Origin of the sequence: Enterobacter sp. BIDMC92 (genome assembly GCF_001030225.1) — a bacterium.
Taxonomy (GTDB): domain Bacteria; phylum Pseudomonadota; class Gammaproteobacteria; order Enterobacterales; family Enterobacteriaceae; genus Enterobacter; species Enterobacter sichuanensis.
Map to the genome: position 1 here is coordinate 926,635 of NZ_KQ087598.1, position 22,481 is coordinate 949,115.

The 22,481-nt window shown below is 49.8% G+C and carries 18 protein-coding genes; 17 read left to right on the forward strand and 1 reads right to left on the reverse strand.

Annotated features, from left to right (window positions below; translation table 11 throughout):
- Positions 1-126 precede the first annotated feature (126 nt).
- A complete protein-coding gene (locus SP99_RS04135; RefSeq protein WP_269431361.1) occupies positions 127-966 on the forward strand; it encodes an OmpA family protein in 840 nt (279 codons plus the stop codon).
- Between the two features lie 109 nt (positions 967-1,075).
- Here the strand turns inward: SP99_RS04135 and SP99_RS04140 are convergent, their stop codons facing one another.
- Complete coding sequence (locus tag SP99_RS04140; RefSeq protein WP_047957798.1) at positions 1,076-1,771, reverse strand: LuxR C-terminal-related transcriptional regulator; 696 nt, start codon at positions 1,769-1,771, stop codon at positions 1,076-1,078.
- Positions 1,772-2,134: 363 nt separating this feature from the next.
- Here SP99_RS04140 and SP99_RS04145 point away from each other — a divergent pair, with 363 nt between their 5' ends.
- From SP99_RS04145 to SP99_RS04220, 16 genes are all read left to right on the forward strand, one after another.
- Positions 2,135-3,274 (forward strand): polysaccharide export protein, encoded by a 1,140-nt coding sequence (locus SP99_RS04145; protein WP_047957799.1) that lies wholly within the window; start codon positions 2,135-2,137, stop codon positions 3,272-3,274.
- A gap of 1 nt (position 3,275) precedes the next feature.
- On the forward strand, positions 3,276-3,725 hold the full coding sequence (locus tag SP99_RS04150; protein ID WP_047957800.1) for an arsenate reductase/protein-tyrosine-phosphatase family protein: 450 nt from the start codon (positions 3,276-3,278) through the stop codon (positions 3,723-3,725).
- 17 nt (positions 3,726-3,742) lie between these two features.
- Complete coding sequence (locus SP99_RS04155) at positions 3,743-5,890, forward strand: polysaccharide biosynthesis tyrosine autokinase (RefSeq protein WP_047957801.1); 2,148 nt, start codon at positions 3,743-3,745, stop codon at positions 5,888-5,890.
- 294 nt (positions 5,891-6,184) lie between these two features.
- Positions 6,185-10,057, forward strand: a complete 3,873-nt coding sequence (locus SP99_RS04160; RefSeq protein ID WP_082137886.1) for a beta strand repeat-containing protein — start codon at positions 6,185-6,187, stop codon at positions 10,055-10,057.
- Between the two features lie 88 nt (positions 10,058-10,145).
- Positions 10,146-11,765: a ShlB/FhaC/HecB family hemolysin secretion/activation protein gene (locus SP99_RS04165; RefSeq protein ID WP_047957802.1), complete on the forward strand. Its 1,620-nt coding sequence runs from the start codon at positions 10,146-10,148 to the stop codon at positions 11,763-11,765.
- Positions 11,766-11,783: 18 nt separating this feature from the next.
- The gene (gene acpS / locus SP99_RS04170; RefSeq protein WP_025759042.1) at positions 11,784-12,152 is read left to right on the forward strand and encodes a holo-ACP synthase; all 369 of its coding nucleotides are present in this window, start codon (positions 11,784-11,786) and stop codon (positions 12,150-12,152) included.
- 20 nt (positions 12,153-12,172) lie between these two features.
- Positions 12,173-12,928 carry an SDR family oxidoreductase gene (locus SP99_RS04175; protein WP_047957803.1) on the forward strand — a complete coding sequence of 252 codons (756 nt, stop codon included), beginning with the start codon at positions 12,173-12,175 and terminating at the stop codon, positions 12,926-12,928.
- Between the two features lie 3 nt (positions 12,929-12,931).
- A complete protein-coding gene (locus SP99_RS04180; RefSeq protein ID WP_025759038.1) occupies positions 12,932-13,480 on the forward strand; it encodes a hotdog family protein in 549 nt (182 codons plus the stop codon).
- 21 nt (positions 13,481-13,501) lie between these two features.
- The gene (locus SP99_RS04185; RefSeq protein WP_013095701.1) at positions 13,502-13,783 is read left to right on the forward strand and encodes an acyl carrier protein; all 282 of its coding nucleotides are present in this window, start codon (positions 13,502-13,504) and stop codon (positions 13,781-13,783) included.
- A 29-nt stretch (positions 13,784-13,812) separates the two neighbouring features.
- A complete protein-coding gene (locus SP99_RS04190) occupies positions 13,813-14,973 on the forward strand; it encodes an aminomethyl transferase family protein (protein ID WP_047957804.1) in 1,161 nt (386 codons plus the stop codon).
- 96 nt (positions 14,974-15,069) lie between these two features.
- Positions 15,070-17,628 carry a beta-ketoacyl-[acyl-carrier-protein] synthase family protein gene (locus tag SP99_RS04195; protein ID WP_047959771.1) on the forward strand — a complete coding sequence of 853 codons (2,559 nt, stop codon included), beginning with the start codon at positions 15,070-15,072 and terminating at the stop codon, positions 17,626-17,628.
- A 4-nt stretch (positions 17,629-17,632) separates the two neighbouring features.
- Positions 17,633-18,850 carry a beta-ketoacyl synthase gene (locus SP99_RS04200; RefSeq protein WP_047957805.1) on the forward strand — a complete coding sequence of 406 codons (1,218 nt, stop codon included), beginning with the start codon at positions 17,633-17,635 and terminating at the stop codon, positions 18,848-18,850.
- Between the two features lie 18 nt (positions 18,851-18,868).
- Positions 18,869-19,819 (forward strand): hypothetical protein, encoded by a 951-nt coding sequence (locus SP99_RS04205; protein WP_047957806.1) that lies wholly within the window; start codon positions 18,869-18,871, stop codon positions 19,817-19,819.
- 9 nt (positions 19,820-19,828) lie between these two features.
- Entirely contained in the window at positions 19,829-20,536 is a 708-nt protein-coding gene (locus tag SP99_RS04210) for an ABC transporter ATP-binding protein (RefSeq protein ID WP_025759033.1), read from the forward strand.
- On the forward strand, positions 20,520-21,167 hold the full coding sequence (locus SP99_RS04215) for a hypothetical protein (RefSeq protein ID WP_047957807.1): 648 nt from the start codon (positions 20,520-20,522) through the stop codon (positions 21,165-21,167). The genes SP99_RS04210 and SP99_RS04215 overlap by 17 nt, the downstream gene beginning before the upstream one ends.
- The gene (locus SP99_RS04220; protein WP_047957808.1) at positions 21,168-22,478 is read left to right on the forward strand and encodes an ABC transporter permease; all 1,311 of its coding nucleotides are present in this window, start codon (positions 21,168-21,170) and stop codon (positions 22,476-22,478) included.
- Positions 22,479-22,481: the final 3 nt, after the last annotated feature.

The window sequence follows — 22,481 nt, forward strand, 5'->3', positions numbered from 1 at the left end:
CTGGGTTAATCGGGAATTGGATAAATGAAAGTAACCCTTAATAAGTTTAAAAAAATAAACCTGGCGTGTGCGATTACTGCCGCGCTCAGCGTATTCATATCCAGCGCTGCATTGTCAGCGGAAAGAGTGAAGCATGTCATCGATATACCGGCAGAGACAAAGCCGGTATCTAAAAAGGCGGCGCCTCAGCCATATCGTCCTGTAGCTGATGTTACCCCTGAACTGGCGCAGATTGTGGTTTATTACCCTGAGGGGAGCGTACCCGCGACAATTTATGTCGATCGCGAGCTGCAGTCGGTGCTGTTGCCAGGGCAATTTACCGTCCTGTGCGCCGCGCCAGGCGCGCATGCGGTGGAGTCCTGGTTCAACGATCATCCCACTTATCAGGGCAAACAAAACCCCCTGCAGCAGCTCAGCACCGAGAGTGCGCAAACCTATTTTATTCAGGTTAATCCAGGCACGACAGGAAATACGGCGGCACTGGAAGAGCGTTCACGGGCTGAATCTCTGTTGAGCAACATGCATAAGCAGAGCAAAATCATTAACCGTGCGTCACAGGTAAAAGCGTGTGATTACGTGAATAACACCGGCGTGGTGCTTATTCAGGAGCAAATTCTGTTCCGCTTTGCGGCCAGTAATGCGGCGGGAATTTTTGCGGAGTCGCGCAATAAGCTTGACGAGGTGGTGAAATTCGTCAGAAAAGCAAATAACGTTCGGGAGATCCAGATTGTGGGGTATACCGACGCGATTGGCAGCCGTGAGGCTAACCAGCGTTTGTCTGAAGCACGTGCCGATACCGTTCGTTCGTTACTGATTGCCAAAGGCATTAAACCGGAGCTGATCAATAACACCACGGGCATGGGGGTCGCGCAAAGTGCCGAAGGCTGCGGGACTTCGGCCAGCCAACAGGCGGCAGGATGTAACGTCAACAGTCGCCGCGTAGAAATTTTAGTGAAAAGCCACTAAGTTCGCGTAGAAACAAAAAATACGGATTGCAGAAATGCTTTCCGTATTTTTTTGGAGAATTGCAACGGGTTTTGAAGACACAGCGAGAGGTGTAACAGGGTATGAGGTATTAAGCAGTCTGCGGTTCGTACATCTGGATGCGGGCAAGGCTGTAGTATTTTTTCTTTTCTCTTATTATTTCATGCTCAATCGATGATCGAATGATTTCACCGCAGGAGTAAATTTTCTTTAACGAGTTAAACCCCAGCTGTTTCATAATGTTATTGCTGTAGGTGTACGTGGTTTTCGGTTTGATGTTATATAAGGTACTGATGTCATCAATGGTATAGCCCGAGATCATCAGCTTTAACACACAGAACTCCATATGCGTTAGCTCGATGTATCTTTTGACCACCCCACTTTTACTGGGATGGCGCTGGGTATGCATTTTTTTGACAATCTCATCGTTGGTCAGATTATTGATGTTCACCAGGCGATGTTTATAGTGCGAGCAAATGCAGGCGAAAAGCTCCGGGAAAAAGTCTGAGTGGTAGGCGATGATGATTTCTTCAGGCGCGCGGAGATTTGTTTTTCGCTTGAGTGAGATAAGCCACTGAAAATAGACAATGTTGCTATAAATGGAGTCAGGAAGTACCAGGTATAAGGTAAAAAAATTATCTTTTTTGATACCTTTTGCCCAGTCATATAAATGATGTTGATTATAAAAAGAGATAATCTCTTCTTTTTTGAACATGCCGGAAAGCAAGTGACGCAATCCGATATTGCTGAAATGACATCTTGATAGTATGACTCGCGACGTATCCATGGTTATCCCTTTGGTTAATTTATTCAGCACGTCTCTTTTTAGCCTAAGATTTGTATGCTATCGAGCTTATGATACGGTATGTATATATTTTCATTTTACACGATGTCGCCGGCTTATTATTTGAGAATACTCCCCACATAAATGGGAATTGTTTACGTATCCGCCATTTTGGTCTTGCTTTATATTAATGGTAAGAAAGAGACGTCTGTGGGTAGGATTACTCTACGTCTGCAGGACAGGCATACTTTTAAGGTTTATCATTTAATCAATTGCGGGTTCCACTCTTCATTCTCTCTGCAACACCACGGGTGGTTGATTAATTATAAGGAAATGTCATTTCCCTGAAATGGCATAAAGAAAAGTATGAGAAAATTTTCAGTTCTGTTTATTTTCACCACGCTATTTTTACTGGCGGGGTGTCAGATCACGCCTGGCAGTCATATTGATACCGCCGGGAAAACGGTGGTCGAAACACCCGATCCCGAGAACCTCAATGATGTAAAGGTTAACGTTTATCCTGTAACCCCGGCGCTGATTGAAAAATTACGGGAGAACGTGGTGGTCGCTCACGCCAATGCGGAGCTGAATAAACGGCTTGAAGCGTATGAATACCGCATTGGTGTCGGAGATATCATCATGGTTACGGTGTGGGAACACCCTGAGCTCACCACCCCGTCCGGCCAGTACCGTAGCGCCAGCGATACGGGGAACTGGGTGCATTCAGACGGCACGATATTTTACCCCTACATCGGGAAAATCCATGTTAAGGATAAAACGGTCACCGAAGTCAGGGAGCTGATCGCTGAACACCTGGCGAAATACATTGAGTCCCCACAGGTTGATGTGGGGATTGCCGCATTCCGTTCTCAAAAGGTGTATGTTTCAGGCGAAGTTAATCAGTCCGGGCAGCAGCCCATCACCAACGTTCCACTGACCATTATTGATGCGGTTAATCTGGCGGGTGGGCTGACTGAAAATGCGGACTGGGGCAACGCGGTTTTAACCCAGGGCGGTAAAAAATCAATTATCTCCCTGCAGGCGTTAATGCAATACGGCGATCTGCAGCAGAATAAGCTGCTCTATGCCGGCGATATTCTGTATATCCCTCGCAATGATGAATTAAAGGTCTTTGTCATGGGGGATGTCGTGAAGCAAACCACCCTGAAGATGGATCGTTCTGGCATGACCCTGACGGAAGCGTTGGGCAATGCGGAGGGAATGAATCAATTAACCAGTGATGCCAGCGGTATCTTTGTGATCCGCTCGGAAAACAAACCGGATGCGGCAAAAGGAAAGCAGGCAAATATTTATCAGCTTGATGCCCGGGATGCGACGGCGCTGGTGCTTGGAACAGAATTCAGGCTCAAGCCGTACGATATTGTGTATGTGACGACTGCGCCTGTTTCTCGCTGGAACAGAGTCATTAATCAATTAATGCCCACCATTAGTGGTGTCTACAGCCTGACGGAAACGACGCGCTTCATCAGGAACTGGAGTAATTAATATGAATGGAAGATACCAGTCCATTCTTGTCGTCTGCACAGGCAATATCTGTCGTTCCCCGGTGGGGGAACGCCTTTTGCGTTCACGCTTGCCCGATATGAAGGTGGATTCAGCCGGAATTGCTGCGTTAACAGGTGAGGCGGCCGATCCTGTAATGGCAGAGACGGCCCGCGAGTATGGCCTTTCATTAGAGGGCCATTGTGCAAAACAACTCACGCCGTTGATGTGTCGCGAATATGATTTGATTCTGGCCATGGAGCAAAATCATATTGAAGCCGTCACCCGCCTGGCAATGGAATCCCGGGGAAAGACATTTTTATTCGGCTACTGGCTCCAGCAACTGGAGATCGCTGATCCTTATCGTCGGGGACGAGATATTTCAGGTGTTATTTTTCAACAACTTTTTTCCGCTGCTGAAGAATGGGTCAGGGTTTTCCAGCAGGTTAAATAATCAAGGCTGATTAGAGCATGTTTGACAAACACATTAGCAAATCGCAAACCGATAATGTTCCGCGGGAGGAGGATGTTGACCTTTTCCAAATCCTTAAAGTGTTATATTACAGTAAGGTCTGGATAGCGGTGACAACATTACTGTTTATCGCGTTCGGCATTGTTATCGCTTACAGTTTAGCGCCCGTCTATAAAAGTGATGCATTAATTCAGGTTGAGAAAAATGCTTCTACGGGGCTTTTAAATAAGTTATCCACAATGCTGCCTGAAGGCTCCGGCGTCGCTTCAGAATCAGAGATTTCGTTAATTAAATCGCGGATGGTGATTGGCAAAACCGTGCGCGATCTGGCGCTGGATATCTCCGTGACTGAGAAACGCTATCCGTTTGCGAATGCGCTGCTCCTGCGCCTGTTTGGCAAACCGACGGGTAAGATTGAGATTTCAACCCTGGCCGTGCCCGAGGCGTTCCTGAACGAAGCGATGATCCTGACTATCACGATGGCGGGTGACTACACCCTGCAGGTCGGCGAGACCGTGTTGCAGGGTAACGTCGGCGTCCCGCTTCACGCGCACGGCATTGATTTTATGATTGAACATGCCGAACTGACGCAGAATACCGTCTTCATTTTACGTAAACACAATGAATATTCGGTGATTGATGAGATCAAAAACAACCTGGTGGTGGATGGAAAATCCGGTGGCAATGGGATGCTTCATCTCAGCATGACCGGTTCCGATCCGGTGATGATCAGCAAAATTCTTGAAACGATCAGCCACAATTATCTTGCCCAGGATGTTGCACGTAAGTCAGAAGAGGCCAGCAAGAGTCTGGCCTTCGTGAATGAACAATTGCTGCAAATTAAAAACAATCTGGTGACGGCCGAAAATAAACTCAATGATTTCAGAAAGAATAATGAGTCGGTTGATTTATCGCTGGAGGCTAAATTCATCCTCGACAATGTGGTGTCCATCGATACCCAACTGAATGAATTAACCTTTAAAGAGGCCGAGATTTCAAAGCTATATAAGCGTTCGCATCCGGCTTATAAAGCACTGTCAGAAAAACGAGCCGTCCTGCAGGAAGAAAAAGAGAAACTTAATCAACGTATCAGCACCATGCCGCGAACGCAGCAGGAAATTTTGAGCATGACCCGTGATGTGCAGATGGGAAATGATATCTATATGCTGTTGTTGAACAAGCAGCATGAGCTCAATATCAATAAGGCCAGTACGCTGGGTAATGTTCGCATTATTGACAATGCCGTCACCCAGCATAAGCCGGTTAAACCGAAAAAGTTGTTGATTGTCATCCTGTCGGCGCTGACGGGCTTCCTGTTCGCCTCCGGCGTGATTCTGATACGCAACATGTTAATCAAAGGGATCAAACAGCCCGCGGAGCTGGAAAAACGGGGTATTCCTGTTCATGCCGTCGTTCCGCTGGCGCCTGAACGGACGAAGAGCAGACGCTGCCGTGCCATTACAACCTACCAGTCTGACGAGCTGTTAGCCAAATCTTCGCCCACCTCGCTGGCGGTTGAGGCGATAAGAGGGCTACGGACCAGCCTTCATTTCGCCATGCTGAAGGCGGAGAACAAAATATTAATGATTTCAGGTACCTCACCGGGGGTGGGTAAATCCTTCATCAGTTCCAACCTCGCGGTGCTGATGGCGCAGGCCGGCACCCGGGTGTTGGTGATTGACTGCGATCTGCGAAGGGGCTATTTGCACAGTATCTTCTCGCAAACGGACGGCCATGCCGGGCTTGCCGATTATTTATCTTCGGATGCGGAGGTGGCCCGGGTAATAGAAGAGACAGAGTACCAGGGCGTTGATTTTATTGGCCGTGGAAGAATGGTCAACAACCCTGCCGAGCTGTTTATGACGCCGAAATTCCGAACGCTGATTGACGCCTGTTCAGCCCAGTACGATGTCATTATTCTGGATACGCCACCGATTCTGAGCGTCACGGATGCCGCGATCATTGGCCGTTTCGCCTCAACGTCTCTGATGGTCGTCAGATTCGAACAGAACTCGATCCAGGAGGTTGAAGCGGGACTGCGTCGATTTGATCAAAACGGTATCGCCATCCAGGGTGTGATATTCAACGGTGTTGAGAAGCGGGCTTCAGCCTCTTATAGCTATGGCGATTACTCATACCAGGAATAATTCATCTCTGTTCTTTAATGAATACGTATTGACAGGTCTGGAATGTATAAAATTCCGAAGGCCTGATGACGAGTTCCTAATTAAAAGTTCCCGTTATGTGGTGCAGTCTGAATGCCAGTTCAGAATAAAAATGCCAGAATTAATGTCAAGGAATGCTCTTAAAAATCTAAATTAATGAACCATCAGGGAGTGACAGGAGGGACCAAAAGCAATCAACGGATATGAAGTAATTATTTAGAGTGGTGATGTTATATTTTGAAAAATGTAATAATTCCGTAATAAAGAGTCGATTAAATGAATAGTAAAAAAAATAAAGTCTTTCAGCTGGAGCTGAAGTGGCATCCCGTTGCTGCTTCTGTTCTGCTCGCTCTGCCATTTGTTGCGCACACAGCAGAGATTAACATCAAGAACGGCGTGGTGTATTCGGCCGGAAATGTGCCCGTCATTAACATTAATAAAGCCAACGATAAGGGGCTTTCTCATAATGTGTATGACAAGTTAAACGTTGATAAGAATGGGCTTATCTTCAATAACAGCACGACTGAATCCAACACCGTGCTGGCGGGTAAGGTGCAGGGGAACAGCAATCTGACCTCCGGGTCGGCGAAAGTCATCCTGAACGAAGTCACCTCTAAAAATGCCTCTGCTATTAACGGTATGATGGAAGTGGCGGGCGATAAAGCTGATTTAATCATTGCCAACCCGAACGGGATTACCGTTAATGGTGGCGGCTCCATTAACACCGGTAAACTGACCCTGACAACCGGTACGCCGGATATTCAGAACGATCAGTTAGCCGGTTATTCTGTCAATGGCGGCACCATTACGCTGGGTAAACTGAATAACGCCAGCCCGACAGAAATTCTGTCCCGTAATGTGGTGGTCACTGACAAAGTGAGCGCGGGTGAGCTGAACGTTGTGGCGGGTAATAACTACGTCAACGCGGCAGGTCAGGTCACCGGTTCTGTTACTGCGGCTGGCATTCGTAATGCCAACAGCATTGACGTGGCTGCCCTGGGCGGGATGTATGCTAACAAGATCACCCTCGTCAGCACCGAAAGCGGTGTGGGCGTGCGTAACCAGGGCATTATTGCGGGTGGCGTTAACGGCGTAAATATTGACGCTAACGGTCAACTGCTGAATAACAACGCGCGCATTGAGTCCTCTGGTCAGATCAATATTAAAACCAATGGTGCACTGAACAACACCACCGGGGATATTACGTCCGTCGGTACCATTGCGCTGGACACCAATAAAAATACCCTCGTCAACAGCCGCTCAGGCAACATTTCGACGATGGGCGACCTCTACGTCAATAGCGGCGCCATTGATAACACCAACGGTAAAATGGCCGCAGCGGGCATGCTGGCTGTTGATACCAACAACAACACCTTAACCAACTACGGTAAAGGGAAGACTGTCGGTATTGAAGCCGGGATCGTGGCGTTAAAAACCGGCACCCTGAATAACAGCAACGGCCAGATCAAGGGCGGTTATGTTGGCCTTGAATCTGCTGCTGTTAACAACAACAGCGGTTTAGTTGACGCCCTCGGTGATGTGAACGTTGTGAGCGGCGGTAACGTCGATAACAACCGAGGCATGATCCGTTCTGCGGGTGGTTTCACCAAGATTGCCGCGAAAGGTACGGTTAATAACGGCGCGACCAAAACCGCCGATACGGCCAGCGATGACTCGTTAGGCATTATTGCTGAGAAGGGCGTGCAGATTGCCGCGAACAGCATCAACAATAACGGTGGGCAGATGGCGTCGAATGGCGATATCTCCCTCGAAAGTGCCGGCACGATTGATAACTACTCCGGTAAGCTGAACTCCAACAGCAAAGTGATTGCTAAAGCCGCCTCCATGCGTAACGACAACGGCGGTGTAGCGGGCCGTACCGGCGTGAGCGCGCAAGTGGGTGGAAATATCACCAACTACATTGGCGTATTCAGTTCTGAAGAAGGTGATGTTGCCCTGGCATCAAATGCCCTGAACAACCGCGGTGGCTTCATTATGGGACAAAACGTCACCATTAATGCCAATGCCGGGGTTAATAACAACACCGCGTTCATCGTTGCCAGTAAGGTATTGAGCGTTACTGCAGGCGATAACATCGAAAACCGTTACGGTACGGATTTCGGCTCTGCATTTGGTACCTATTTCGGCATGCCTCAGCAGAATGGCGGCATGGTTGGTAAAGAAGGCGTCTCGCTGTCCGGGAACACGATTTACAACAACCAAAGCCGTATCATTTCTGAAAATGGCCCGCTGAAAGTACAGGCAAAAGGTAACATCGATAACTCTCGCGCGTTACTGGTGAGCGGTGGAGATGCGTCTATCAAGGCGGGTGGTTCGTTTAATAACAACTATTCCACCACCTACAGCATGGGCGATCTGGCGATCGAGGCTAACAGCCTGAGCAACTACAGCAACGGCGCGCTCGAAGACAACAATGCGACGGGGGTGATTGCGGCTGACAGCGATCTGACGATGAATGTGGCGAGCAGCGTGACCAACTATGGCTGGATCAGCAGCCTGGGTGATGCCATCCTGAACATTCTGAACGGCTCCCTGACCAACCGTAATACGCTCTCCGCTGAGAAATCGCTGACGGTTTCTGCTCAGTCGGGTGTTGAAAACCAGAAAAACATCGCTGCGGGTGGCGCTCTGGTGGTGAATACCCAGCGTGGCGTGACGAACAACTCCGACGGCAACATGGTGGGCGATAGCGTCACGATCTCGGCAGTCTATGATGTCAACAACCGCGGTAACATCGTCGCTGACAACGGTATGGTGATTACCACTAAAGGTAATCTCTATAACGACCTGAATATGGTCAGCTATGGCGATGCCTCCTTCAGTGCCAATAACATTGATAACAACGCCTCCACGATCAAAGCCGACGGCAATTTGACGCTGACGGCGACAGGCAATGTGAATAACAGTCGCGGTAAGCTCATCGCTGAGGCCGGCGATGTGACGATTACCGCGGGTGGAACCGTTGATAACTACTACGGAAAAATCGAGTCCGGTAGCGATATCGTTCTTAAGGCAAACCGACTGAATAACGACTACGGTCGGACGGCTGCCTACGGCAATATCGACCTGGCGCTGATGGGGTATTTCGACAACAACCGTGGTTCACTGCTTTCTCAGGCCGGTGATATCAAACTTTCAGCCAACATCGTGGATAACAACAACGGGTTGATTGCAGGTGAGAATGTCGCTGTTGAGACGAAATCAACGGTGTATAACAACACCGCAATGATCGTGGCGAACAAAAAGCTGTCCGTGAATGCGGCCGGAAATGTTGAAAACCGTGACGGTAACAACTTTGTTCGTTATCACGGCGAAACCTTTGGTGTGACGGGCGATGTTGGCGGCATGATTGGCCGAGAAGGTGTGTCTGTTTCCGGGCAGAACGTCTACAACAACAACAGCAGCATCATCGCGGATAACGGTGCACTGAGCGTGCTGTCGAAAGGGACGCTGGATAACACCCGTGCGATGCTGGTGAGCGGCGCCGATGCGATCGTCAAAGCGGCAGGCACGTTCTACAACAACTACGCGACCCTCTGGAGTGCGGGCAACCTGGACGTGACAGCGGGTTCGCTGAGCAACTACAGCGATGGCAGCATGGCTAACAACACCGCGACCGGCGTTATCGCGTCAGATAAGAATCTTAATCTGACTGTGGATAACAGCGTCACCAACTACGGCTGGATCAGCGGTAAAGGCGATGTGAACGTCAACGTGCTGAAAGGTACTTTGTATAACCGCAATGCGCTTTCTGCAGATAACGCGCTGACAATTAATGCCCTGAACGGTGTTGAGAACTTCAAAGACATCGTCGCGGGTACTAATCTGAAAATGGATACTCAGCGTCACATTACCAATAACAGCAACAGCAATATTCTTGCTCAGAATATCGCGTTGAATGCCGGTGCCGACATTTCCAACCGCGGTAATATTGTGAGCGATTATACGCTGTCTGTGAAAACGGCAGGGAATATCTATAACTACCTCAATATGCTGTCTTATGGCGTTGCTGGTGTCGCGGCGAATAACGTGACAAACAGCGGTCAGGATGCCGTATTCGGTGGCTTATACGGTATGGAACTGATTACCAATAAAGTAACCAATACCGGCACCATTGTTGGTATGTAATCGATAAGGTGTAACAAAAGGCAGCAGCTATCGCCTGATAGCGCAAAGTCAGAACGAGACCCTGCTGCCTTTTTTTCTGAGAAAGTGAATGGAACTGCGATTTAAATTTTTACTGTTATTGCTGGTGATGTCTTTTCAATTGTTTGCGGTTGACGACATTTCTACTCTGATTAAACAGCAGCAAAATGCAGATCTGAATGCTTTCAAAGAACAAAAGGTGTATCGGCAGGATGTATTCTCCAGCACCGAAAGTAAAGTATTCAGACTGGATAAACTACCGGAGGAGGAAAACTGTTTTACCCTAAAGGCGCTTGTTCTTGATAATGATTTTTTGAAACGTAAAACCGAAAAAGCGGTTAAAAAAGAGATCCTCGGACGCTGCGTTGGCAGCATCGGTGTGGTGAAAATTGCCACCGCGTTGCAAGATTTTTATATTGATGCCGGTTACATCACGACCCGTATCACTATTCCTTCGCAGGATATTTCCTCCGGCACGCTGAAGCTTGATGTGAATGCCGGGAAAATAGAAAAAATTATTGTCGAGCATAATGATATTAATCCATGGATGCTGCCGTTTGCGAAAGAAGACATTTTGAATATTCGCGATATCGAGCAGGGCCTGGAAAACCTGCAGCAAGAACCCGGCGTGGATGTGAAGATCAATATTGAACCGGGTACGAAGCACGGGTATAGCACGATTCGCATCACCACCAACCGGGAAAAGCAGTGGAGCGTGCGGGCGAGCTATAACAACTGGGGCGATAAAGCGACAGGAGAATACCTGGCCTCAGTGGTGGGATATTTATACAACACCGCCCGCTTTAGTGACCTGTTTTATCTGGCAGGAACGAAGAGCACGACGGGGCAGTACCAGAGTGTAAGTGGTTACTATGCCCTGCCGGTAGGCTACTGGAACTATTCGCTCTTCTACAGCGGCAGTCGTTCGCGGCAGGCGATACCGCTCTATTACACCTCGGTGGATTACGCCGGAAAGAGTGAGTACGGCAGCGTCAAGGCGTCGCGTACGGTCTACCGGGATAAAAGCCGGAAGGTGACGGGGAGTGCCGAGCTGATTCGGCGAAAATCCGGTTATACCATTAATGGCGAAGAGCTTGTCTTGCAGAAGCGTGACATGGATAACGTCAAGTTTGGTGTGAATTACACGCAGCAGCTGGTGAATGCAAACTGGGATTCCACCTTATCCTGGCAGCGTTTTGTCACTGGGTTCGGTGCCGAAAAAACGCCGGATATGGTCTATGGCGATGTCAGCCCCGTCAGTCAGCGGGTTAATGTTGAAAGTCGCTATACCCGACAGTTTAGCAATAACGTATATAGCGCCTTTTTTTTTGCGCAATACGCGCCGCGTGAGTTGACCCTCCAGGATCAAATAACGATAGGGGATCGCTGGAGCGTTCGTGGGTTTGAAAATAGCGTTGGCCTGACGGGAAACAGCGGTTACTACCTGCAAAATACACTCTATCACCCGGTGCGAGATATCAACGCCAGCTACTATATCGGCGTAGATGGCGGGCAAATGCGGCGGGACCAAACCTGGGGTGAGGAATTTATTATCGGTGGGACAGTGGGTATTCAGGGAAGCATAAAAAGTCTGGGCTATGACTCGTCATTGTCAGTCCCGCTGAAATACCCGGGCAGCATGGATGTCGATAAGCTTAATTTTAATCTGAATCTGACTTATCAGTTATAAAAAAGGACTGGCGAAAAAATGCGTATCGGTACGGATATCGTCGAGGTTTCACGAATACGTCGGGCAATAACCCACTGGCAGGCAGATTTTTTACAGCGGGTCTATACCGAACAAGAAATCAAAAAAATTGATCTGGCCGATCCCAATTATGAACGTGCGTCGGGGTTTTGGGCGGCGAAAGAGGCGCTCGTAAAAGCGTTGGGGTGTGGCTTCCGGGACGGTATTACATTTCAGGACATCGAAATCAGCCATGATGATTATGGATGCCCCAGTTTTATTTTTAACGGACGCGTAAAAGCGTTGCTGGTCGAGAAAAAAATTGCGAATTCATCGTTGAGTATTTCGCATTGTCAGAGTTATGCGACGGCTGTTGTCATACTTTATTAACCTAACTATCAGTGAATATTATGTATCAATATAACGATCTTAAGGAAAAGACGGTTCTGGTCACCGGCGCCAGTGGTGATATTGGCCTGGCGATCTGCGCTAAGTTTCTTGACCAGGACTGCGACGTTTATGCGCTGTATAAATCGAATGCCACGCAGTTAACCGAACTGAAAGAAACCCACCCGGCCGGGGGCAAACTCACGCTGATTCAGTGCGATCTCGCCGATCCACTGAGCGTCACTGCGCTCTGTTCACGCCTGACCGAGGAAGCGGGCAAGCTGGATGTGCTGGTTAACAACGCCGGGATTGTGAAAGACAGCCTGTTTGCCTCGATGAGTTTTGATGATTTCAGCCAGGTGGTGAACACCAACCTGTTCAGCATTTTCCGCCTGACGAAAGAAGCCTTAATGCTGCTGCGCTCCGCCGAAAGCCCGGCCATCATCAACGTGGCCTCCATTGCGGCCATTATCCCCAGCGTCGGGCAGGCAAACTACAGCGCGTCTAAAGGGGCCATCCTCGGATTCACCCGTACCCTGGCGGCTGAACTGGCGCCGTATGGCGTGCGCGTAAATGCCATCGCGCCGGGAATGATTGAATCCAAAATGGTGAAGAAGGTATCCCGTACCGTCGTGCGTGGCGTCACCGCCTCCATTCCTCTGCGCCGTCTCGGCCAGTGTGATGAAGTGGCCAACACCATCGTTTATCTGGGCTCGACAGCGTCCAGCTACATTGTGGGTCAAACCATCGTTATCGATGGCGGTCTGGTGATGCGGTGAGTTATGTCTAAATACGTTATCCCCTCGAAGATTTTTCTGGAAATGGGCGGCTGGCGCCAGCCGCTGCTGATGGTCGACAGAATTGATGACTTCAAATATGGCGAAAATGGCTACGTGAAGGTGACCAAACACATCACCTATAACGAACCTTATCTGCTGGGGCATTTCCCGGACGATCCGATCATGCCCGGGGTCATTATTTCTGAGATTTTTGGTCAGGCCAGCGAGTATCTGTCGTTCCTCACCGACATTTGCGATATCTACAATGAGACGTTCGGTGGTGAGCTGAAATCGTTACGCGACATTCATGCGCTCATTCAGCGTGACGAGATGCTGGCAATCATTCGCACGCGCCGCGCACAGGTTCGCGGTGTGCTGGCGGCCCAGAATTTGAAATTTAAAGATATTGCCTACCCAGGCGATTCGATTGAAGTGACCAGCAAGCTGGCATTTTCTGATGCCCATGGCTTTAAGCACTATTCCGTGACGGCAAACGTCGGTAAGCGGTTAATTAGCCATGGCACCATTATTAATTTCCGCGAAACAAAGTAAACCCCTGAGAGAGTTATAACCATGTCTACAATGAAAAACGAAATTGACCAGCGCAAGGACGTGCTGATGACAATTAAAACTGAGATTATTCAGCGTTTGAATATCCAACGTGATGAGTCTCAAATTGATGATGATACTGCCCTGTTTGGTAATGGTTTAAAACTGGATTCCGTTGATGCGACGGAAATTGTGGTCATGCTGGATAAAGTTTTCGATATCAAAGTGAGCGAAAGCGACGATCCTTCTTATATGAGAAGTATCAATAATCTGGCGACATTTATCATCCAGAAGAAAAAAGCTTAATTTATCATTGCGAATAACAGGATTACGTTATGAAATCTCTTTATGATTTTCATTTAAAAAACAAAGCGAAAATGGGCATTTACAACAATGCCAACGTGCCTTCTGCCTATCACGACCCCATGGTGGAATATAAAGCGGTGCGTGAAAATGCGCTGCTGGTTGACTATTCCCACATGTCGATTGTCAGCGTGATGGGTGATGATGCCTGGGCACTGGTGAACTATTTTGTCTCGGCCGATGTCTCGATTATCCGCGATGAGCAGGGGATCTACTCGCTGGTATTGAATGAAGACGGTACCGTGCGCGGCGATGTGTATGTGCTCTGCTCATCCGAGGGCTATTACATCATGTCCGAGAACATTCCGGCGGCGGAAATTATCGCTGGTCTGAACGCCCTTCTGGAAAAAGCCGACGAGCTGGATATCCAGGAAGCGCCCGAATTGGCTGATATGCGTGAGCAGAACTGGGGTGCGATCATGGTGGAAGGGCCTTACTCCTGGGAGCTGATGTCCGAGATCCACGGCTTCGACGTGATTGGTCTGCCCTACTATGAGTATATGAATACCGACGATGAGCTGATGGTATTCCGCTGCGGTAAACACGGTGAATTCGCCTATATGGTCGTTGGCCAGCAGGAACAGCTGCTGGATCAGTGGCAGCAGCTGCTGGAGCACGGCGGCAAATACCAGCTGCAGACCGGCGGGCTGGACTACCAGAAAATTGTGCGTATCGAAAACCCAGGCTGGGACGACGCGCTGTGGGCGGAGTACAACCTCAATCCGGTAGAGCTGCAGCTGCAATGGGCCGTGCAGTACGACAAAGAAGGCTTTGTGGGTAAAGACGCGGCCGAAGAACTGTCTCACCGCGAAGGCGCACGCAAGGTTATCGGCATGATTACCGAGGGTGCCTGTTCGGGCATTGAATCAGGCGATAACGTACTGGTTGATGGTCAGGTGGTCGGGAACGTGGCTAAGGCCATCTATTCTCCCGCCCTGCAGTGCTTTATTGCGCTGGCGCTGATGGACAATGAATATGCATGGTCTGATATTAGCGGCTTTGCGATTCAAACGCGTTCGGAAACGGTGACCGCGAAAACCAAAGGTATGCCATTTATTTATAACCTGAGCATGCTGGTTAATCCTACTGAACACAGTTTTGTTGATGCCTCTAAAGCGAAAAGCGCACTGTAATTATTAATTAAAACGGCGAGAAAAGAATCCGTGGGGATATTAACACCACGGATCCTTTTCGCGGTTTATTGCCTGTACATGGCGGTACATATATTTATGAAGACAAACAGAAAACGGGTTGTCATTACCGGGATCGGTATTCTCTCTTCGCTGGCTGAAAACCTGCAGGATTTCAGAAACGCATTACTGAATAAAAAAAATGGCGTCACGGACAGCGTGCGGTTTTCAAAATGGTTTGAAAATGCCAGAGCCGCCGAAGTCTTGCATGACATTGATTATTCGGAATTACCGGAGGACGTTATCGCCTCCCTGGATAATGCCGCACTCTGGGCCTGGAAGGTGGGGAAAGATGCGCTGAAACAGGCGGGGCTGGCTGAGAATAAGGCGCAACTTAAAGAGACCGGTTTAATTGTCGGTGTCTCGTCTGCCGGGACAGAGGCGTTTCTGCCCTTGTTTGAGCAACGCATGGAAGACTTCTCCCTGCGTAAAGCGCTGTTCTCTGGCGGTTTCTCTTCCTGCTGTTCCAGCGTCTCCACGCTGCTCGGCTTACAGGGCGGCGTTGAGCTGGTCGCGACCGCCTGTACGGCGAGCCCTAACGCGGTCGGTATGGCGTTTGACTATATCCAGAACGGCAAAAGTAAAACCATGCTGGCCGTCGGGACGGAACCGATCTACCTGCCAACCTTCGCGGGCTTTTATGCCCTGAACGTGATGCATCCGGAGGCCTGCACGCCGTTCTCCGGCAACTCGGGGATGTCCATCGGTGAAGGGGCCGGGGCGATCGTACTTGAAGAGTACGAACATGCGGTCGCACGCGGCGCCACCATTTACGGTGAAATCCTCTCTTATGCCACCTCCTGCGATGCGTTCCACGAAACCGGACCGGATCCACGCGCCAGCGGCGCGGTGCAGGTCATGCATAAGGCGATGGAAAATGCCGGCGTCACCCCGGATCAGATTGAATACGTCAACGCCCACGGTACCGGAACAGAAGCCAACGATCGTATCGAAACGCTGGCGATGAAAAAGGTGTTCGCCAACAATGAAAAACTGCTGGTGAGCTCAACCAAGTCTTACTTTGGTCATAACATCGGTGCGGCGGGCATCGTCGAACTGATCGCCTGCCTGGTCACGCTGCCGGATAACCGCGTTCTGCCGACGCTGAACTTCACGAACGCGCGTCCAAACTGCGATCTGGATTACGTGCCAAACGACTTCCGTGACCAGAAAATCAACCTCTTCATGAAGAACAATTATGCCTTCGGCGGTAACAACTGCAGCATGATTATCAGCATGGAGCCTTGTTCGATCCCGGTCACTGCCTACGACGAAAAGCGTGTGGCGATCACCGGTCTGGGTGCCGTTTCCGCGATTGGCCACACCGTTAACGAGATCCTCGACAACGTATGGCAACAACACCATACCGTTGAGTTGGGCGGCGTCACCTTCCCGGAAGACACGCTGGAAGAGGCGAAAGAACTGCTGGAGGTGCTTGAAACCACCCGTCAGTTCGAAGCGTTGTTTGGGGAAGATTTCAGCGCGCTGGCCGAAACGCTGCCGGAAGCCAATGAACACTTTAAAACCTTCCAGGTTACCGGGCTCGAGCCGCGTAAACATCTGCGCCGCTTTGACCCTCGTAAGGCCACGCGTGGCGGGACATTCGCGCTGATTGCCCTGTCCGAAGCGCTGGAGCAGGCGAAGCGTAAAATCAAGCGTGATGGCGACGCGCTTGGCATGGTCATGGGAATGTCCAGCGGGCCGCAGGAGACAACCTACAAATATCTGCAGAGCCTTAAGCCGGACCCACGCAAAGTCAGAACCTCCGAATTCCCGGGATCGTTGATGAACTCTATCCCAACGTTCTGCGGCATTTCGGAAGGCATCAAGGGTTACACCACTACGCTGGCGACCGGTGAGAACGCAGCATTAGGCGCACTCACCTACGGCTACGAAATCGTGCGTCAGGATCTGCAGCCGCAGGTGCTGGTGGGCGGTGCGGATGAGTATTTCCCGTCCATGTCCCTCTATATGGATGCCGTTACTCAGAAGCTGCATATGACCTCCGACGCCGGAGAATATCAGGTCTACGGTAACGATCCGAAGGGCTACATTCCTGGCGAAGGTGCCTGCATGTTGCTGCTGGAGGATCCGCAGCGTGCCGCCGCGCGGGGTGCAGAAGTGCTGGCGGAAGTGGCCGGTTACGGTAAAGCCTGTAGCAACAGCTATTTTGACGCCTCTCAGCGGGACGAGAAATCCTCCTCCATGGCGCTGGCCATCGCCCGTGCGCTGGCGGATGCCGGTGTAACGGCGCAGGAGATCGATCTGGTCTGCGGTACCAGCAACGGTAGCGATGACAGCTCACGCATTGAAATTGATGCGATTTGCGAAATCTTCGCCCGGACAAAGCCGGACGTGCCGGTTGTTAACTACAACGCCTGCTTTGGCTTTGTGGCGTCTGCTGCCGGACTGCTTAACCTGGCCGTCATCATTGACTGTATTAAGAAGCAGGCGGTTCCCGCTATTCCTCATACCGTTGAGTTCTTCGATAAGCGAATTAACTTCGTTCGTGAACCGTTGAAACTTGCCCTGAAGCACGTATTGCTGGTGGGCGCGACGGAAGGCGGCAACTACTACGCGTTTGTGATTAAAGGATAATATTGTGGATAATGCCGCTATCATTTCGGGGTTCAGTTCCTGTCTGCCGTTTGCCGAAGACAGTCTTCAGTTAATTCATAATCTGAAGCTGGGCAAACGCGTTGAAAGAAAACCCTGGTTTAAATCCGACGACGAGGCAATTAAATGTGGGTTCGATGGCAATAAACATATTGCCACGCTGGATCATACGGATGATAGCGCATTAGATCTGCTTTATCGTCTGATTGACGATGCACTCGGCCAGGCAAACCTGGATGCACAATGGCTGGCCGGGTGCAATGCCCGGGTTTATTTAACCGGTATTGGCCCGCGGGTCGATGGTATGGCCTATAAAAGTTTCTACAACAAAAATGACGTTGAGGATATTTATCTTTCAAAATCATTGATGCAGTTGCATGTCGATAATATGTCGCAGGATCGTATTGCCGGACATCTTGCGCGTAAATATAACCTGCAGTATTTACCCCCCAATATGAATTGCACCAGTAATTCAGCCCTGACGGCGGTGCATTTAGGGTGCCAGGCTATTGAGCATGGCGGCGTGGATATTGTGTTAGTCGTGAACTGCTCGAAAATAAAAACCCAGGATATCTGGTTTCTGGATACCCAGTCGATGCTGGATAGCCATCTTGTTCAGCCCTTTGGTGAAAACAGTCAGGGGGTGCTTTTCGCTGAAGGTTATAGTGCGATTCTGCTGGAAAATTGCCGTCACCGTCGTGCCAGAAAAGCAAAGGGAGGGGTGCGGCTACAAACAACCTATACCCAAATCAGCGCGGGCAGAAGCAACGACAGTTCCTGGCTTAGCACCAATATATTAAAAGTGATGCAGGCCACGATGAAAAAAGCCGAACTCGACCCGGAGGCATTATGCGCGATTATCCCCCACGGTAATGGTTCATCCGTCAGCGATAAAGCGGAAGCCAAAGCGATAGAGATGTTTACTGAGGGGAATACCATCCCGGTACTGGCCTATAAAGGCCAGATTGGCTATACCGCCACCGGCTCAGGGATTGTCGATTTAATTATTGGGCATCATTCGCTAACCCAGCGAGAGCTTATTTCACCCGTTGGCAACGACACCATTATTGATGCCGTTGCTCAGCATGTCCTGATTGACCAGGGCGTTATTGGACATCAAAAAAATCATCTGCTTAAAGTCGGGGTAGGTGTCGATGGCTCAATTATTGGCGCCGTGATGTCTGATATTCATCCAGGCTGTTGAACGATCATGGAGAGTAACATGTATTTATCCTCATTTTCGCTCATTGAGCCGGAAGATAAATTTTATTTCTATCAGCCCAGCTGGTTAAACGCCTGGGAGGCGCATTTATTTAATAAAGCGCTTAAATCAACCCATGCCAACGGCTGGGGCTTAAAACGTTTTGGTACGCAGCCGGAGTTATATCCCGGTGAGATGATCCGTAATCCTCAGTATCAAAAATACCTTGAAGCGATGGAGCAAGCGGCAGATAACGCCCTCATGGCGCTGCCGGCGAAAGAGCGGATGAGGCTGTTAAAGCAGCGGACGGCATTTATTTATGTCGATTCCTGGGGCGAATCCGGGCCGTTTGAAAATATCTCCAGCGCATTACATATCTCGATGATTGATACGCTGCCCAAAAACCTGGTGAAGAAATTTTCCGTAAATTCACCCACCTGCAAACTCCGGGGGGAGAGGCAATCTTTCATTCAGGCCATGAGTCTGGCAAAGGATTACCTGAGCTGGGATGTGTTTGATTACGTGGTGATCTGCGCCGCCTACCGGGCGATCCCGGTGCTGGTCTTTTCGGACGAAGATATTGCGCTTAAGTGGAGAGAGAAGCACAAGGGTAAAGCCCAGGATGTCAATTTAACCGTCGAGCGGGCGGGATGTTTCATTTTTAGTCAGCAGGAAAGTGCGATCCGGGTAAACGGCGGGCAATACGTACTGGCAGATATCCTTGAGAACACGGACGCTGCGGATCGCGTGGCGTTTGCCGGTCTGCGTAAAGAGATGCTGTCTCGCTCAACCGTTTCGCCGGTAAAGACGTTAGATCTGGTCGACACCTATGGTGCCAGTGGCTGCCTGACGCCGGCATTAAGCTTTGCGTATATCCAGCAGGCGCCGCATTTCGCAGGAAAATTAAGAACTGTCGTTCCTGACAGGCAGTTCGGTTACAGCTATTTCGACATTGACTCGTGCAAGGAATAACGGCAACCCATGAGCGGAATAATTAAAGAACTCCCAATGCTATCGCTGAACAATATCTATAAGAGTTATGGCTCGGGTGAAGGCAAAGTCGATGCCCTGAAAAATATTAACCTTGAAATAGAGAAAGGCGAGTTTTTGGCCCTGTGCGGCCCTTCCGGCAGCGGCAAAAGTACGCTGTTAAATATCCTGTCGGGTATTGATAAGCCCAGCTTTGGCTCGGTGATGTTTCTGAGAAAGTTACTCAATAATTTACCGGAAGAACAATTATCGGAGATTCGCGGCAAGCATCTGGGATTCATATTTCAGTTTTTTAACTTGATACCCGTACTGAGCGTCTTTGATAACGTTTTTTTTCCGCTGGTATTAAACGGTCATACCAGCAAAAAAGAGGCGAAAGAGCGGGCGCTGTATTTTATCGAGAGCGTCGGGCTGATGGGATATACCGATCGTAAGCCGGGCCAGCTTTCGGGTGGACAACAGCAGCGCGTGGCTATCGCCCGTGCGCTGGCGCATGACCCTCAGGTGGTGATTGCCGATGAGCCGACCGGGAACCTCGATCTGGTGACCGGTGAAGCCATCCTGGATCTGCTGCTGAAAATCAACCGGGAGACGCGTACCACTTTCATTATTTCGACGCACTCAAGCCAGCTGAAAGAGCGCGCGCGGCGTGTCGTTGAAATTAAGGACGGAGTGTTAGTTCATGATTCACAATCGTAATTTTTTCATTCTCTGCTGGCTGCTGATCTGCATGGCCTATGCCGGGAGCGTTAAAGCCGCAGCGGCCCCCGTGGCTGAGCAGGTGATAAAAAATGGCTTTCCGGCGCAGGCGGAAAAGCTTGCCGATATCACTCGTGCGTTGTTTACCGAATACAAGGCCAATGATAACGCGCTGTCGCTGGTTTTTTATGCCTACGGCATGCTGCGCCAGGCAGAGCATTCCCTCAAAACGAATGACCTGATCCGGGCGTCTGAATACGGCAAAACGGGCTTTTTCTACCTTGATGAAGCGGTAGATCTTAATGAGGGCAATCTGCTGGTGCGCTACATGCGCGCCCGTGTCGACGCTTACCTGCCAGCGGATATTGGACGCTGTGTGGTGACGTTAAAAGATACGGAGCTGATGGCGAAAAGCCCTGAGGTATTTAATGCCGGGTTGATGAAGCACATTGACGAAATGCGCTATCGCGCGCTGCTGAGCTGTAAACGTACCGCTGAGGCAGAAGCGCTACTGGCACACATTGAATTGCGTAACGCCAATTCAGCATTACCGCTGGCTTCTGGCGATGCGCCAGAGTGGGATATCAACGAAGTGACAGAGGTCTTGTTACCGCTGGTGAAAGGGAACTAAATGTCCGGGGTTATGGTGTTAGCGAATAGTGTTGTTGTCCTGATTCTGATTTTTGTCCTCTGGTGCGTATTATTCCGCTCGCGGGACGTGAAGTTTGCTTTTTTAAACCTCTTTCGCCACAAGAGACGATCGTATTCCACCATTGCCGCGATTATGCTCGGTGGTGTGTCGATTTTTCTGTATGGCGGGTTTATCGATTACTCTTTCTGGATTTTGAAAGAGCAAACGATTCGAACCAATATTGGGCATGTGCAAATTTATAATGAAAATTATTTCCAGACGTCGAATAAGAATAAAAGCCTGATTGCAGATTATGCAGCCCTGAAAAAAGCGATTCTCAACGATCGCGATCTCGCACCGCATATTTCGACGCTATCCGGTCAGCTGGAATTTACCGGGGTGATTTCGCAGTATGAAAGCGAAACGTCCAGTTATTTTTCCGCACTGGGTGTGGAGCCTCTGCCTGCCTTAAAGCTGGGATCGTTTGATAAATTAATTTCCGGCAGCGACCTGTCCCGGGTGCGTACGGACGAAATCACGCTGGGCAGTGGGCTGGCGAAAACGCTTAATGCCCGCTATGACGACTGGCTGGATGTGCTGGTGGTGAATACCGAGGGCGGGCAGGGCGCGTTATCGATGAAGCTTCGCGGCATCTTTGAGTCCGGTATTAAGGATTACGATGATGTGGCAATGAAAATCCCGCTTGATACCGCGCAGCGCATCATGGGGACCAACAGCGTCAGCAAGGTGTTAATACTGCTGAAGGACGAAGATACCGCCCTGTTCAGCGCCAAACTGCGCCAGTTTATTACGAAGCATCATTTACCGCTGATGGTAAAAGACTGGAAAGAGACGTCGATCTTTTATCAGCAAGTGGAAGGCTTATTATCCGGGATTTATTTCTTCATTAAGCTCATCGTCGGGTTGATCGTGATCTTTATGATCGGCAATTCGATGACCATGAATATTATTGAACGTACCCGGGAAATAACCACCCTCAGGGCGATTGGCCTGAAACCGCTGCACGTTACAAGGCTGTTTTTACTGGAGGGGATTTTTATTGGCATTATCGGCGCCATTGGCAGTCTGGCGACAGGTTATGCCATTGCCTCCGCCATCAATCTTTACGGTATTGCGATGCCGCCGTCACCGGGACAAACGCTGGGCTATACGGCATTTATTAAAACCGACAGCGTCGCGCTTACCTGGATAACCCTGGTATTACCGATCCTGGCCGCCACCGGTGCCTCTGTGCTGCCCGCATTACGTGCGTCACGGCTGAATATTTCAGATGCTTTTAAATTTTCGTAAGGA

Bases quoted from the DNA above. Each gene is read 5' to 3' on its own strand.
- SP99_RS04140 (WP_047957798.1), bottom strand. From the start codon at position 1,771: ATGGATACGTCGCGAGTCATACTATCAAGATGTCATTTCAGCAATATC.
- SP99_RS04145 (WP_047957799.1), top strand. From the start codon at position 2,135: ATGAGAAAATTTTCAGTTCTGTTTATTTTCACCACGCTATTTTTACTG.
- SP99_RS04150 (WP_047957800.1), top strand. From the start codon at position 3,276: ATGAATGGAAGATACCAGTCCATTCTTGTCGTCTGCACAGGCAATATC.
- SP99_RS04155 (WP_047957801.1), top strand. From the start codon at position 3,743: ATGTTTGACAAACACATTAGCAAATCGCAAACCGATAATGTTCCGCGG.
- SP99_RS04160 (WP_082137886.1), top strand. From the start codon at position 6,185: ATGAATAGTAAAAAAAATAAAGTCTTTCAGCTGGAGCTGAAGTGGCAT.
- SP99_RS04165 (WP_047957802.1), top strand. From the start codon at position 10,146: ATGGAACTGCGATTTAAATTTTTACTGTTATTGCTGGTGATGTCTTTT.
- acpS (WP_025759042.1), top strand. From the start codon at position 11,784: ATGCGTATCGGTACGGATATCGTCGAGGTTTCACGAATACGTCGGGCA.
- SP99_RS04175 (WP_047957803.1), top strand. From the start codon at position 12,173: ATGTATCAATATAACGATCTTAAGGAAAAGACGGTTCTGGTCACCGGC.
- SP99_RS04180 (WP_025759038.1), top strand. From the start codon at position 12,932: ATGTCTAAATACGTTATCCCCTCGAAGATTTTTCTGGAAATGGGCGGC.
- SP99_RS04185 (WP_013095701.1), top strand. From the start codon at position 13,502: ATGTCTACAATGAAAAACGAAATTGACCAGCGCAAGGACGTGCTGATG.
- SP99_RS04190 (WP_047957804.1), top strand. From the start codon at position 13,813: ATGAAATCTCTTTATGATTTTCATTTAAAAAACAAAGCGAAAATGGGC.
- SP99_RS04195 (WP_047959771.1), top strand. From the start codon at position 15,070: ATGAAGACAAACAGAAAACGGGTTGTCATTACCGGGATCGGTATTCTC.
- SP99_RS04205 (WP_047957806.1), top strand. From the start codon at position 18,869: ATGTATTTATCCTCATTTTCGCTCATTGAGCCGGAAGATAAATTTTAT.
- SP99_RS04210 (WP_025759033.1), top strand. From the start codon at position 19,829: ATGAGCGGAATAATTAAAGAACTCCCAATGCTATCGCTGAACAATATC.
- SP99_RS04215 (WP_047957807.1), top strand. From the start codon at position 20,520: ATGATTCACAATCGTAATTTTTTCATTCTCTGCTGGCTGCTGATCTGC.
- SP99_RS04220 (WP_047957808.1), top strand. From the start codon at position 21,168: ATGTCCGGGGTTATGGTGTTAGCGAATAGTGTTGTTGTCCTGATTCTG.